This window comes from Desulfonatronospira sp. MSAO_Bac3, from assembly GCF_003838035.1.
Classification (GTDB): Bacteria; Desulfobacterota; Desulfovibrionia; order Desulfovibrionales; family Desulfonatronovibrionaceae; genus Desulfonatronospira; species Desulfonatronospira thiodismutans.
Window position 1 is genome coordinate 1 of sequence record NZ_QYZY01000336.1, and the last position, 13,566, is coordinate 13,566.

A 13,566-nucleotide genomic window follows, 5' to 3' on the forward strand; every position below is an offset into this window, starting at 1 on the left:
ATCAGGACGTGTTTGCGCCCGGAATGGTCAGCGGCGAGCTGGCCGGGCCGGTGAGGTTCACCGTGGACCGGGCCACAAATTCCATCATCACCCGGTGCAGGGCCCCTGACTACGCCAGGGTTCTTTCGGTGATGGAAAAGCTGGATCTATACCCCAAGCAGGTGCTCATCGAGGTGATCATAGCCGAGGTACGGCTGAGCGATGCCACCAAGATGGGAGTGGACTGGCAGTACATTCTCAGTTTCGGCGACAGGCTGTCAGGTGAGCTGCGCTTTGACCCGGCCGCAGATGCCCTGCCCGGTGCAGGAGGTGTCTTCCGGGTGGAGAGCTCCAGGCGGCTTAAGGCCGCCCTGTACGCAGCCGTGGATGATGCCAAGCTGCAGATCCTGTCCACCCCGACCCTGCTGGCCTCGGATAACAGGCCGGCCACCATCAATATCGGGGATCAGGTGCCTTTTCCCACTTCCACCAGGCAGCGTCTGGATGACACAGACACTTCCGAAGTCATCGATACCACCATCCAGTACAGGGACACGGGTATTATTCTCAGGGTTACACCCAAGATCAACCGGCACGGCATGGTCCGGATGGAGATTGTCCAGGAGGTGAGCAGCCTGACAGCCAGGCGTGTGGAGGGCATAACCGCACCGGTTATAAACACCAGGCATGCAGAAACCACCCTGGCCGTGGATGACCAGGAAACCATAGTCATAGCCGGACTCATGGAGCAGGAGAGGTCCAGGGGCTATTCCGGGGTTCCTGGTTTCAGGCGGATTCCGGTGGTCAAACATCTTTTTGGAACTTCTGAAACCAGGTTTGAAAATACAGAGCTTCTGGTGTTCATCACTCCCCATGTAATCATGAGCCGGGAGGATTCCGGTTTTTTGACCAGGAATTTTCTGACCCGGCTGGAAGAGCTCAAGGAAAGGATGAAGTGATTTTGAGACCAAGGGATTGGGGGATTGATGGAAGGTAACCATTCAGGGGGTCCTCGGTGGTGATTACTGGCACGAGGCCTGGGGACTGTCCCCCGCTAAGTACCGGCTGTGTTTGTACACAAAACTTCGCGTCTGTAATTTTTGTAATTGTGCGTAAAAGGTGTCGCGGGGACTGTCCCCTGGCCGGTTCAGGCATCCCCTGAATGGTTACGATGGAAAAGGCAAGAGAGTAAAGAATGCTTTCGCTGGTTGAACTGATGATGGACAAGGGACTTATATCCAGGAAGGATTATGAAAAGTTGTCCAGCGCAGGCATGCAGGACGAGCCTTTCCACCGCCTGGCCCTGCGCACCGGTCTCATTGCCGAGGATGATTATCTGGATCTCTTGGAGGAGGCTTACGGTTACCAGGTAGTGCATTCCCTGCCTGAAGGATTCAACCCGGAACAGTTCGGACATGTTTCTGTACAGTTCATGCAGGAGCACCTTTTTGTGCCCCTGGAGCTGACAAAAGACGAGTTCCGGGTGGTTGTAAGCGATCCCTTAGATTTTCTGCTTCTGGATTCCCTGAAAAAGATGAACCCGGACAGAAGGATGGTTGTCTGTCTGGCCAGACGGGAAAATATCCAGGGCTGGCTGCAGGAGCATTTTCAGGGAAAGACTCCGGGGTTTACTGAAGAAGGTGACAATGAAGAAGCCCAGACGGATGCTTCAACAGATGTATCTTATCTGTCCGAGGATCTGGAACAGTTAAGGGATCTGGCCTCTGAAGCCCCGGTCATCAAAAGGGTTAACAGGATCATGACTGGGGCCGTGGAGAAAAAGGCCAGCGACATTCACCTGGAGCCCTTTGAAGGCCGTATCCAGGTGCGCTACAGGATAGACGGCATCCTGCAGAAGTTCATGGAAATGCCCGGGCACATGCACCAGGCCCTGGCTACGCGCATAAAGATTATGGCCGGGCTGGATATTGCCGAGAGGCGCGTGCCCCAGGACGGGCGTATCAGATCCAGAATAGCCGGCAAGGATATTGATATCCGGGTCTCATGTCTGCCCACAGTGTACGGTGAAAGCGTGGTCATGCGCATCCTGGACCGCAGCAGCGCAAGCTTTACCCTGGAGCAGCTGGGTTTTCCCGGCCGGGAATACCAACTCTTTCAGGAACTCATCCACTCCCCCCACGGGATCATCCTGGTCACCGGCCCCACGGGCAGCGGCAAAACCACCACCCTTTATGCGGCCCTCAACGCCATTAATTCCATCCAGAAAAAGATCATTACCGTGGAGGATCCAGTGGAGTACGAACTGGAAGGGATCAACCAAGTGCACGTCAATCCCCGGTATGGACTGAGTTTTGCCGATGGGCTTAGATCCATTGTCCGCCAGGACCCGGACGTGATTCTCATCGGGGAGATCCGGGACCGGGAAACTGCTGATATTGCCATTCAGTCCGCCCTTACCGGACATCTGGTTTTTTCCACCCTGCATACCAATGACGCAGCCGGGGCCGTGGCCAGGCTCATGGAGATCGGGGTGGAGGACTACCTGCTGGCCTCGTCCATTATCGGGATCATGGCCCAGAGGCTGGTGCGCATATTGTGCCCGGAGTGCAGACAACCCTTTTCTCCGGAAGCTCGGATCCTCAAGAAGTATGATCTGGCTGCGGATAACGATTTGCCTCAAGAGCTGTATCAGCCTGCGGGTTGCCCTGCATGTTCTCATACAGGCTACAGCGGTCGAACTGCCATTTTTGAGCTTCTGGGCATTACAGAAGAAATCCGGGAGTTGATAATAGGCAACAAGAGTGCAGCCCAGATCCGCAACGCCGGAGTAAAGCAGGGCATGACCCTGCTGCGCCGGGACGGCTGGAACAAGGTTAAACAGGGGGTTACTTCCATTGAGGAAGTGCTGCGGGTTACCGGGCAGTAGGATTCGGACCGGCTTTTTACCGGCTCCTGTTACCTTTCACCTGACTCCTGTGACGGGAATCTTTGTGAAAAAAAGGACCATTGCTGTTGCGTCTGTTTTTGTCGGTATTTTTTCTTTAAAAATAAGACTTGCAGTTACTGTTTACATTCTTGTTCTGCAGCAAGCCCTTATTTTAAAGGGCACCGATTTTGCAATGTGCTCATTTAAAATACAAATGAGCAGGCAATGATCAGCAGTGAGTACATAAATAAGCATTGGATTCTGGCGGGAGCTGTTTTATCGGTCTGGGTTGTTCTTTATCTGCCCTACTTTGGAAATATGGCAGGCCAGTGGGGGCATGAGGACTACAGTCATGCTTACCTGGTTCCGCCGGTATTCTTATATCTTCTATGGCTGTCCAAGGACAGGTTTGTCTGGAGCACCAGAGATGCAGGGCTTTGGGGATTTTTGATCATAATCTGCTCCATGCTGGTCATGAGCATGGGTCGTCTGGGATCTCTGGAGACACTGATCTATTTTTCCATGTGGATGTCCCTGCTGGGGATTTTTCTTTTTATATTCGGCACTGCTGTTCTCAGGCACATTACCTTTCCTTTTGCAGTGCTTCTTTTCGCCATTCCCCTGCCGGCGTTTCTAAATAATATGGTCAGCTTCAAGCTCAAGCTGTGGTCTTCAGCGCTGGCCGAACAGATTCTCAAGCTTTTATCCGTGCCGGTTTTCAGGGAAGGCAACATTATAGACCTGGGCGTGACCCAGCTGCAGGTGGTGGATGCCTGCAGCGGGCTCAGGTACCTGTTTCCCACCATGCTCATGGCCATGCTCATCGGGCGCTTCTTTCTGCGCAGCAGCACTTCCAGGATAATTCTCTTTGCCCTGAGTCCTTTGCTCAGCCTGCTTTCCAATTCCATGCGCGTGGCCGTGACCGGGGTGCTGGCCAGGTATATAGACCCCAGACTGGCCGAAGGTTTTTTTCACGATTTTTCCGGCTGGCTGGTATACATGTTCACCCTTGTTTTTCTGGGGGGGGTGACTTTGTTTCTGCGCAAGCTTGAGACAAGCAGGACGATGGTTCAGGATGACTCTGCCGGAAGAGATACGGCCGTTTATTCAGGATACGGTATCAAGAGGCCCATGATTAAGACAGCGGCTATTCTTCTGGTGTTCATCTCTTCGCTGTTGCTGCAGTCGCATATGCTGCATGCCCAGATCAGTCCGGAAAGAAAGGATTTTGATTGCTTCCCGGACAGAATAGCTGGCTGGGAAGGGGAAAGGCTGTACCTGTCCCAGGGCATTCTGGATTCACTGTGGGCGGACGATTATGTTTCCGGCAGTTTTTTTCATCCGGAAACCGGCAACAGTCTTCACCTGCTTGTATCTTATTATGAGGCCCAGACCACCAGGAAGACGGCTCATGCCCCCACCTCATGCCTCCTTGGAAGCGGTTGGCTGATGCAGTCCAGAGAGCTTGCTCCTCCCAGTCCGGTAAACGGTCGCGACTTTCCCGTGCAGAGCATGGTCATGGAACAGGGAGGCCGGCGCATTCTGGCCAATTTCTGGTTTGACCAGAGGGGCAGGCACATTACCAGCGAGTACTGGAACAAGGCCTATCTATTTCTGGATGCTGTTTTGATGCGCCGCACCGACGGCGCCCTGGTGCGGGTGGAGATGTTCATGCTTCCCGGGCAGAGCCGCGAAGAAGCCCAGGTCGTGCTTGACGGCTTTGTGGCGGAACTCAAGGAGTTGCTGGGGGCTTATGTGCCTGGGGCATAGGGCATGGGGAAGAAATGATGAATGATGAATGGAAAAGAGGAAAGGCGAAGGATCAGCTGGTGTGGGCAGGCGACAAAGTAATATAGCAGGATTTTTCAGGTTAAGGAATGTACAGGCAACAGGTGGCTTTCATCATAACCGTGCTCATGGTCCTGGACGGACTGGCGGTGATCGTCTCCGGCTACGGGGCCATGCATCTGCGCCGTATTGCCGGCGGCGGGGTCTGGTTTATGGAGGATTACCTCCTGGTTGGAATCATTCTTTTCGTCATGTTCGCCAATAACTTTGTCATGGGTGTTATGGGGCTTTACTCGGACAAGCGCCATCATTCCATCCTGCCTGTAATCAAGCGCCTAACGGGTTCGGTGATCGTTGTCTTCGCCTGTCTGGGGGTGGCTCTTTATACCCTGAAGCTCTTCGACATTCCCAGGGGGTTTCTGGCGGGATTTGCCTTACTGGTCCTGGCCGGCACCGTGATGAACAGGGTGGTTCTGGACATAATCCTGGACAGAATTCATTGCAACGGCTTCAGCGCCAGACGTATTCTCATCGTGGGCAGCGGTGAGCGGGCTGAAAAAGCCCATGAGGCCCTGATGGAACAAAAGAGCTGGGGACACAAGGTGATAGGGCTGATAAATCCGGACAACGGAGGCGTGCAAGGTTTGCCTGCGGTACCTCTGCTGGGTTCCATGTCTGATTTTTTCCAGGTGATCACGGAGCAGGGCGTTGACGAGGTGGTTTTTGCACTTAATCCCGAGTTCGGCCAGGACATCAAGGCATATCTGGATGTTTGCGAGAAAATGGGCGTTTCATACAAGATTATCCCGGCCATGTATAATCCGTCTTCTACATACCGCCTGAGCGTGGAGCATATACAGGGCATTCCCACCCTGACCAGGGAACTAAACGGCATCAACGCCACCGGGCTGCTCTATAAGCGTATAGTGGACTATGTTTTCGGCATAGCCGGGTTTTGTATGCTTTGCCTGATGTATCCTTTTGTTGCCACGGCCATAAAACTGGACTCGCCTGGACCTGTTTTTTTCAAGCAGAAAAGAGTGGGCAGAAACGGTCGCATCTTCAATATATATAAATTCCGGACCATGCATGTGGATGCAGAGGAGCGCAAAAGGGAACTGGAAGCAGGGAACGAGATGAACGGGTTCATGTTCAAGATGCAGAACGATCCCCGTATAACCAGGGTGGGAAGATTTCTGCGCAGGACTTCCCTGGACGAGTTCCCCCAGTTCATCAATGTCATCAAGGGAGAGATGAGCCTGGTGGGTACAAGGCCGCCCACCCTGGACGAGGTCAGACAGTACGAACCATGGCACAGGCGCAGGATTTCCATGAAGCCCGGCATCACCGGACTCTGGCAGGTGTCCGGACGAAACAGTATCAACGACTTCAACCAGGTAGTCAAGCTTGACCTGCAGTATATTGATCAGTGGCGGTTCCTGAATGATCTGAAGATAATAGTGCTTACCCTGTGGGTGGTCATGAAGCGTAAGGGAGCGATATAATCCCTGGGAAATCACCATAAACATGCTGCATGGTAATTGATTGCAGCTCCATTGGAGACAATATGTCCAGGAATATTTTTTGTTTGTCTGTGTGGGTCTTAGCCTTCTTTCTGCTTACGGGTTGCAGCAATCCAGAGGAGCGCAGGGATGCCTATTACCAGAAGGCAGTAACACATTTTGAGGGCGAAAGGTACAGCCTGGCCGAAGTTGAAATCAGGAATGCACTGCGCATCGATCCTGATTTTGCAAAAGCGCAACTTCTTCTGGGCAGGGTTTACTTTGTCCAGAAGAACTGGAGAAGTTCTTATGCAGCCCTGAACAGTGCGGTAGACCTGGATCCGGATTTGCTGGAGGCCCACCTGTACCTGGGACGTATCTACCACATGGCTGGTGAGTCTGAGCAGGCGGAAGAAAAGGCCCGCCTGGTGCTGGAACGTGACCCGGGAAATGCCGATGCCGGGATAATCATGGCCACGGTAATGATCAGGCAGGGTGAGCTCGAGGCCGGCAGGATGAGCCTGGAGGAGATCATTGCAGCACATCCCGATCGGGAAGAGCCGTACATACTCCTGTCCAGAGTTCTGGCCGGGCAGAATCTTGCTGGTAACGCTGTGGATGTTCTGTCAGCCGGGCTGGAGGTCTTGCCTGACAACCGGACATTGATGCTGGCCATGGCCGGAGTATTTGAAAGCGTTCAGGATTACTGCGGGGCTGAAGAAGAATACAGAAGAATAGTCGCCCATGATCCGGGTAATGGAGACATGCACTTGATGCTGGTGCATTTTTTTCAGAGAACAGGGCAGGTTGATGAAGCAATGAAGGAATTCCAAAGTCTTATGCTTGCCCGTCCTGATGATAACAGGTCGTACCTGGGTCTAGGAGCCATGTACATGGAAGAGTCCCGGTTTCAGGATGCAGTCCAGGTGCTGGAGCAGGGCAGGGCTTACCTGGGCGGTGATTATGACCTGAGCTTTGCACTGGCGGAAACCTACCTGGACATGGGTGATGTACCGGCAGCCAGGGCCATGCTGCATGAGGAGATTAAGAGGGATCCGGAGCACCTGCGGGCCCTGGATGCCGGCAAGTACCTGGCCGGCATATATTATGACCAGGGGGACCTGGACAAGGCAGCACATCAACTGGATATGGTGCTCAGGCGCAATCCCGATGACGTCCATGCTCGTACCATGCAGGGCAGGATCTTTCTTGCCCGGGGCGAGCCGGCCATGGCCGTGCAGACTCTAAGGCGGGCCTACAGAGAGGAAAGAGATGACCCGGAGATTCCCCTGCTGCTGGCCAGGGCGCATTTTCAAAACAACGAACCTTTAATGGCTGTGGAGTACCTGCGTGGCGTATCCAGAAGCAGCCCGGGATATGCCCGGGCCAGGCAAGAGCTTGCAGAACATCACCTGGGCCAGGGAGATCATTTACGGGCTCTGCAGGAAATTGACCGTGTCTTGTCCGCTGATCCCGGGAACATGCCGGCGCGCATACAGCGTGGCGATGTGCTGGCCATGAAGGGGGATGCTTCCCTGGCAGCGGAAGAGTACTCCTTGCTGCTTCAGGATGAAGAATGGGCAGGAACCGGGCATTACAAGCTGGGAGTCCTTGAAGCCTCAAGGGGGAATTTTGCCCTGGCGCACAGTCATCTGGAGAAGGCTCTTGCCCGTTCGCCCCTGAATCAGCAGGTGCTGCAGGCCAGGGTCATGGTTGACCTGTCCCAGAACAGGGTGGAGGAGGCCGGAACTTATGTGCAGGAACTGAGAGCCGAGCATCCCGGGGAGGCCTTTCTTGCCCTGCTTCATGGAGACGTTTACCTGGCCGGGCAGGACCCGGTCATGGCCAGGGAGATGTTTGCCCTGGCCGCGTCCATGGAGCCTGAATGGATGGTTCCCTGGACGCGCAAGGCAACCCTGGATGCAGAGGCCAAAAACTGGAAACCGGGCATTGCAGCTCTGGAAAAGGCTTTGCTTCTGGAGCCCGAATCCATTCAGGTCGGATTTATGCTGGGCACCTTTTATGAGCAGGCCGGCCAGAAGGATATGGCTGAAAAGCAATATGCAGCTATTCTGGAAAGGGATCCCGGCTTCTGGCCCGCGGCCAACAACCTGGCCTTCATGTACGCGTCATCCAGCGAAGAACAAAAGCTTCAAAAAGCCCTGGAGCTGGCCTCAAAAGCTGCAAAAAGCAATCACCCTCAGGCGCTGGACACCCTGGGCTGGACCCACTACCGGCTGGGCAACCTGGATATGGCGCTGGAAAAGCTGGACCTGGCCAGGCAGGGAGATCCGCAGAACCTGGACATAGCCTATCATCTGGCCGTGGTCCTGGCAGAAATAGGGGATAGAGTCGGGGCCCTGGGCGTCCTGGAACAGGCCATGAGTTCACCCGGTGCTGATGGTGTTTCAGCCAGGATGCTGGAGCTGCGCCAGGAACTGGACATGTAGGGTGCGTCTGCTGCAACGCGAGTCGCCTCGCTGGATTCTTACCTGGAGAACAAACGCAGCCGTTCAGAGGGGGGTCAATTTAAAGTGAGCAAAGGACAGTGCAGGGGTGGACAGATTAACAGTTCTCATCCTCACCCCAAATCCCGGCATCTACGGCGCAGCCATATCCGGCATGACCAGCATTATCTTCTGGAACCTCTACACCCTGGCCTGCATCAAAAAGAAACACGGCCAAGCCATCGGCTACCTGCCCCTCCTGGTCCGCTAACCCACCCCTGACTTACCCATTTCCGGTCAAACCCAAAGCGAATAACAAAACCCGCTTTTGCACATTTCGCGTTTGACGCAAAGTGTGCAAGTTATGGATCTGCACATGCCCGGAAGAGCTAAATGGGCATTACGTTATCCAGTATGATCTGGCTGAGGGCAGGTTTTCTGCCCGGCAGGCGTCCCTGTATGCCAGGCCCAATGACATTGCCGACTTTGCCCAAAAGATTGAGGATCTGCACATTTCGCGTTTGACGCAAAGTGTGTAACTTACGGCGTATTTTACACACTTTTTGCGGGAGAGGTTTTGCCGGCCACTCCCTTCGTTACTCATTCCGAGCATTGAAGGAAGCCGCAGTAGAGCCAGGGGACATTATGTTGCCAGTTTACCCGGTTGAACACGGCTGTGCCGTAGACCTTCGGTCTGTTCAACTGGGTGAAGTTATGTTGCCAGTATCCCGCGATATCCCGCCTTACCCCGCCTGCATTTAGTATTTTTTTAACGTACCCCGCATACCCCGCCCTTGAGGCAGTTCCCAGGAGTCAGGGCGCAAGGGGACATTATGTTGCCAGTTTAGTTATGCACAAGGCCTGGGGACTGTCCTTCGCTGAGTACTATCTGTGAAGGTTCAAACAACTTCGCGTTTGTCATTTTTTATTTGTGCATAAAAGGTGTCGCGGGGATTGTCCCCAGGCCGGTATCTGCCCCCCTGAATGGTTACAAACAGTTTTTTCCAAACCCCATCTGCAGTATTACTTTGCCCTGGCAGCGGTATTTATTGTTTTCAAATCTCTTATGATTCTCAATACTCAGGCTGTGCGCGGGGTGCGCTTGATCCGGGTCTATGCGTTCATGCAGCTTTTGCCCCGTCTTTCCAAGCTCATCATCCTTATCCCCATAACCATCTTCTTTTTTCACCAGTCCAACCCGATTTTAGCCATGTTCGCCTCTTTCGCCATGACCGCCCTGGTCGGGGCCTGGAACATGGACAGGGTGTTCAAAAAGAAATCAGCACCGGATGATGCCCTGCACCCCATGCCCATGAAGGAGATCCTGGCCATCTCCCTGCCCATGCTCATGACCGCTACTATGACCTTTATCATCGGTCAGACCGGGGTGATCATCCTGGGCATGTTCCGGCCTGAGGCCGAGGTGGGCTATTATGCCGTGGCAGTCAAGCTGGCCACCCTGACTGTTTTTGTGCTCCATGCCATTAATTCCATGGCCGCACCCAGGTTTTTTCCCGGCGAGAGCCGTAATCACCTTTACCTTGGGCGATAAGCGTACCCACACAGACGCTCACACTGACACAGTGAATTGATCCTGATACTGTTTGACTGAATTCGGAAAGTCGGATATTCTGACATTTAAATCTCCCAAGGGTAAAATAAAATGAGACAGAATCTGACAATATCCAGGAAGGGTCAAGTCACTCTGCCTGCTGAGCTCAGAAGAAAATACGGACTCGAAGCAGGCGGCACTGTTATTGCCGAAGACAGAAACGGAGAACTGGTTCTTCGTCCGGCAGCAGTTCTGGAAATCGAAATCTATAAAGATGAGGACATAGCTCTCTGGGATGCAGAAGATCGCCTGGATGAGCAAACCCGCAGGTTGATAAAAGAAAAGGCTGGCATCCAGGAGTGAAGAGAGTTTTTCTTGACGCCAATGTCCTTTTCACAGCTGCTCATAATCCTTCGGGTAAGGCAGCCTTGCTCATGGAGTTGGCGGAAAGAGTATATTGGCACCTTATGACCAGCGAACTTGCCTGTGAAGAAGCGCGCCGTAACATCTGCATCAAATTTCCGGACTGTCTGCCAAGAATTGAAGAATTGTGCAGGAGTATTCACATTGTTTCCCATGTTCATGAGATGGATTGTCCCCTTGAACTTCCTGACAAGGATAAACCGATATTTATGGCTGCTGTCCAGGGGCGTGCATCTCACCTGCTGACCGGAGATTTGGCCCACTTTGGTCCTTTCATGAATAAGGCTTCAGAAACTCAGTATATTGTAATCCAAACAGTATCCGACTTCTTTCTTTCATTTCTATCAGAATAAAAAAGCTTTTCAAAGCTGACACAGACACTGTCACTCCCACAGACACAGACACTCACACAGACACAGTGAGCTGATTCTGATACTGATTGACTGAGTTCGGAAAGTCGGAGATGCTGACATCAATTTTATTGACCATTGAAAAATAATTATGGAAAAAATGACAGGTTCGCCAACGGTAACGACAGTCAGCAGGGTCCTGCTGGTTGTCGTACTGGTATTCATGCCGTACGCTACACTCGCGCCCGGCACCAGCCCTCCCTCTGATGCAGCATCTCAAATGCATTTTTACATAATGGCCGGCATAATTTTTGTGGCATGCATGAGCTTTAGAACCTTCCGGGTCAGACTGGTCGTGGGGCTGCTGGTTTTCGGGTACAGCGCTCTTATGGAATATTTCCAGTATCTCCTGCCGCACAGGCACGGAAGCTTAGATGACGTGGCCATTAATTTTCTTGGATCTCTGCTGGGTTTCGGAGTGTTCCACGCTGTCTGCTGGACCGGACAGATGGCCAGGAGTATCCGGAAGCATTGAGGTGCCATTGTTATTTTTTATATTACAAAAGTGTCCAGCAGAAAGTGCTTTTTTAAAATGCACTGGATAGTTTCACCTAAAGAACAAGACAAAAAAAGCGGAGCCGGATACGGCCCTCCTTTATTAATTGATGCTCACTTCAAGAGGTGAAGTAAATCCTATGAACTGAAGATCCTGCGGCGCAGGGCCACGAGGCCCAGGATGCCGGAGCCCAGCAGCCATACAGCCCCGGGTATGGGCACAGCCTTTACCGCCAGCACCATGTCATTATAATCGTTGTCGCCTGTCCAGGCATCATTGAAGCCCACGAAAATCCAGGAGGTATCGAATTCCTTGGTGAAACCATCGTAGGTAAACTTCACCGGCTTATCAGCCTGGAAAAAATGGATTCCAGGAGCGCCGGAGGTGTTGCCCTCCAAAAGATGGCTTCCTTTTCCCCCTGTGGCATCGTAGAGCATGGTATCGTCATTGAAGTTTACGATTCTTCGTTCCCCCACAGATGCTACCGTGGAGTCGAAATGGACCGTGTCTCCGGTCCTCAGCTGGTTGGTGTGGCCAGCCAGTGCCCCCAGAAAGTAGACATGGTAATCAAACTCCACCAGGTTGGGAGTAAAAGGCTTTAGGAAGTCGAATTCTCCTGACACATTTTTATCCCATCCCAAATACCTGCCGTCATCTTTCGGCGGCGTCATATTGTAGTATGACGCCGCATGCACAGTGCCGGCAGTGAAAAACAGCAGTACGGCTGCCATCAAAAGCAGCCACTTGAGACGTATGAGCTTCATGGCATCTATCCTCCTTGGGTTATATGTTTCAGGCAATCTATAGAAAAAATCCGACCCGCACCAGAATGAACAGCAACCTGGTGGGAACGGGCTTTGAAGCGTTTACCTCAAATATCTTCTGCTGAAACCGGCCAGACCCACCAGAGCCGCACCCAGCAGCCAGATGGATGCGGGCAGGGGTACAGGGGATGCATCTGAGATCATAATGTCTTTGTCGCCCAGTTTCAGCAGGAACTGATCATTGCCCGTCAGAAGAGAGTAGGTGTACTGATGGAATGTATCGTTCCCCAAGGAGTACCCCAGCCAGAAATGGGGATTAGCGCCCAGAACCAGGCTGGTTCCGTTGAGGGAGGCGGAATAAGTCCCGTCTGAACGAGAAATGCCTACCTGGGCCGCATCCCACAACTGTGATCTTTCAAAAATCATCAGTTGGGCGTCGTTATTATTGTAGAGAAAGAAGTTGAAGTTAGAATCACCTGTGGTGTTGAAGGTAACGTTGAAAAATTCCGTGGAATTGCTCGTTGGCGTCCAGGCCCCGCTGTAGACAGTGGCCGCCTTGAGCGGCAGGGCCGTGCCCAGGGTTATGAGCATGCAAAGAGCAGCCAATACAAAGCATTTTTTCAATAAAAACATTCCGGTCCTCCTTTTTAAGAATGTTGGCTCCAATAATCCACATACATTGAAAGATGCATGCCGGACACGATTTCGATATTCTTTTCAGCAGGTTGGAATGAAAAGCTGCAGCATCAGCAGGAAAGAGGTGTGCAATTATCTCTTTAGTTCGGACAAATGGACAGAAAAAGGGCTGAAATCCATGGTGGATGTTTACTTTTTATGGACATCTCAAAGGACTGGCAGCCTGCTTATGAATTTTTACAGCTACATCTATGGTAAATTGAACCTTCCTGTTGGTCGAAGGTGCCGGGCCTGCAGATTCCCTGCCTGACCCTGCGGGAGAATACCGAGAGGCCGGTGACCCTGGAGTCCGGCAGCAATATGCTCATAGGCCGGGACATGGATCTTTTGCGCAGATCTGTAGACCGCAACCTGGCAGGTGATCTAAGGCCCTCCACAGTACCCGAGCTCTGGGATGGCCGCGCCAGCCAGAGAATCGCCCGGGTACTCGCCACACCCAAAGCCCATTTAACCACATCATGCATTGCTCAAAAGGAACTCAGTTCCAGGGAGAGAGGGGGCAGGTACTATTGTGCTACTGGTTGCAAGGGTTTTTCCAGACGCCTGAGCATGGTTGTGCCGGTGTTGTATATGGGTCTTATCCTGGTTGGAGCTTCTATTCCCGCGGATAACGGGGAGGCTG

The 13,566-nt window shown here is 52.7% G+C and carries 13 protein-coding genes; 11 read left to right on the forward strand and 2 right to left on the reverse strand.

Features of this window, described 5'->3' with window-relative positions:
* The 10 genes from D5S03_RS11770 to D5S03_RS11815 all read left to right on the forward strand — a co-directional run.
* On the forward strand, positions 1-938 hold a 938-nt coding region (locus D5S03_RS11770; protein ID WP_502697121.1), incomplete at its 5' end, for a type II secretion system protein GspD.
* A gap of 236 nt (positions 939-1,174) precedes the next feature.
* Positions 1,175-2,866, forward strand: coding sequence for a type II secretion system ATPase GspE (gspE, locus tag D5S03_RS11775; RefSeq protein WP_008868416.1), 1,692 nt, complete (start codon positions 1,175-1,177; stop codon positions 2,864-2,866).
* A gap of 225 nt (positions 2,867-3,091) precedes the next feature.
* Positions 3,092-4,636, forward strand: a complete 1,545-nt coding sequence (gene xrtD, locus D5S03_RS11780) for a VPLPA-CTERM-specific exosortase XrtD (RefSeq protein WP_008868415.1) — start codon at positions 3,092-3,094, stop codon at positions 4,634-4,636.
* 107 nt (positions 4,637-4,743) lie between these two features.
* On the forward strand, positions 4,744-6,159 hold the full coding sequence (locus D5S03_RS11785) for a sugar transferase (RefSeq protein WP_008868414.1): 1,416 nt from the start codon (positions 4,744-4,746) through the stop codon (positions 6,157-6,159).
* Positions 6,160-6,221: 62 nt separating this feature from the next.
* Complete coding sequence (locus D5S03_RS11790) at positions 6,222-8,606, forward strand: tetratricopeptide repeat protein (protein WP_008868413.1); 2,385 nt, start codon at positions 6,222-6,224, stop codon at positions 8,604-8,606.
* A gap of 106 nt (positions 8,607-8,712) precedes the next feature.
* Positions 8,713-8,874, forward strand: a complete 162-nt coding sequence (locus tag D5S03_RS11795) for a hypothetical protein (protein WP_153305051.1) — start codon at positions 8,713-8,715, stop codon at positions 8,872-8,874.
* A 660-nt stretch (positions 8,875-9,534) separates the two neighbouring features.
* The gene (locus tag D5S03_RS11800) at positions 9,535-10,155 is read left to right on the forward strand and encodes an oligosaccharide flippase family protein (RefSeq protein WP_083803886.1); all 621 of its coding nucleotides are present in this window, start codon (positions 9,535-9,537) and stop codon (positions 10,153-10,155) included.
* 111 nt (positions 10,156-10,266) lie between these two features.
* Positions 10,267-10,518 carry an AbrB/MazE/SpoVT family DNA-binding domain-containing protein gene (locus tag D5S03_RS11805; RefSeq protein WP_008868412.1) on the forward strand — a complete coding sequence of 84 codons (252 nt, stop codon included), beginning with the start codon at positions 10,267-10,269 and terminating at the stop codon, positions 10,516-10,518.
* A complete protein-coding gene (locus D5S03_RS11810; protein ID WP_008868411.1) occupies positions 10,515-10,931 on the forward strand; it encodes a PIN domain-containing protein in 417 nt (138 codons plus the stop codon). Before D5S03_RS11805 ends, D5S03_RS11810 begins: the two co-directional genes overlap by 4 nt.
* A 277-nt stretch (positions 10,932-11,208) precedes the next feature.
* Positions 11,209-11,463: a VanZ family protein gene (locus tag D5S03_RS11815; RefSeq protein WP_040417302.1), complete on the forward strand. Its 255-nt coding sequence runs from the start codon at positions 11,209-11,211 to the stop codon at positions 11,461-11,463.
* 158 nt (positions 11,464-11,621) lie between these two features.
* Here the strand turns inward: D5S03_RS11815 and D5S03_RS11820 are convergent, their stop codons facing one another.
* A complete protein-coding gene (locus tag D5S03_RS11820; RefSeq protein ID WP_008868409.1) occupies positions 11,622-12,248 on the reverse strand; it encodes a VPLPA-CTERM sorting domain-containing protein in 627 nt (208 codons plus the stop codon).
* Positions 12,249-12,350: 102 nt separating this feature from the next.
* Positions 12,351-12,881, reverse strand: a complete 531-nt coding sequence (locus tag D5S03_RS11825; RefSeq protein WP_008868408.1) for a VPLPA-CTERM sorting domain-containing protein — start codon at positions 12,879-12,881, stop codon at positions 12,351-12,353.
* A 285-nt stretch (positions 12,882-13,166) separates the two neighbouring features.
* On the opposite strand from D5S03_RS11825, the gene D5S03_RS11830 reads away from it, so the two are divergent.
* On the forward strand, positions 13,167-13,566 hold a 400-nt coding region (locus D5S03_RS11830), incomplete at its 3' end, for a UDP-N-acetylglucosamine 2-epimerase (protein WP_287044167.1).

What these genes read in the sequence shown, in the direction of transcription:
- D5S03_RS11815 (WP_040417302.1), top strand. Translation starts at nt 11,209, where the DNA reads ATGCATTTTTACATAATGGCCGGCATAATTTTTGTGGCATGCATGAGC.
- D5S03_RS11825 (WP_008868408.1), bottom strand. Translation starts at nt 12,881, where the DNA reads ATGTTTTTATTGAAAAAATGCTTTGTATTGGCTGCTCTTTGCATGCTC.
- D5S03_RS11785 (WP_008868414.1), top strand. Translation starts at nt 4,744, where the DNA reads ATGTACAGGCAACAGGTGGCTTTCATCATAACCGTGCTCATGGTCCTG.
- D5S03_RS11820 (WP_008868409.1), bottom strand. Translation starts at nt 12,248, where the DNA reads ATGAAGCTCATACGTCTCAAGTGGCTGCTTTTGATGGCAGCCGTACTG.
- xrtD (WP_008868415.1), top strand. Translation starts at nt 3,092, where the DNA reads ATGATCAGCAGTGAGTACATAAATAAGCATTGGATTCTGGCGGGAGCT.
- D5S03_RS11805 (WP_008868412.1), top strand. Translation starts at nt 10,267, where the DNA reads ATGAGACAGAATCTGACAATATCCAGGAAGGGTCAAGTCACTCTGCCT.
- D5S03_RS11790 (WP_008868413.1), top strand. Translation starts at nt 6,222, where the DNA reads ATGTCCAGGAATATTTTTTGTTTGTCTGTGTGGGTCTTAGCCTTCTTT.
- gspE (WP_008868416.1), top strand. Translation starts at nt 1,175, where the DNA reads ATGCTTTCGCTGGTTGAACTGATGATGGACAAGGGACTTATATCCAGG.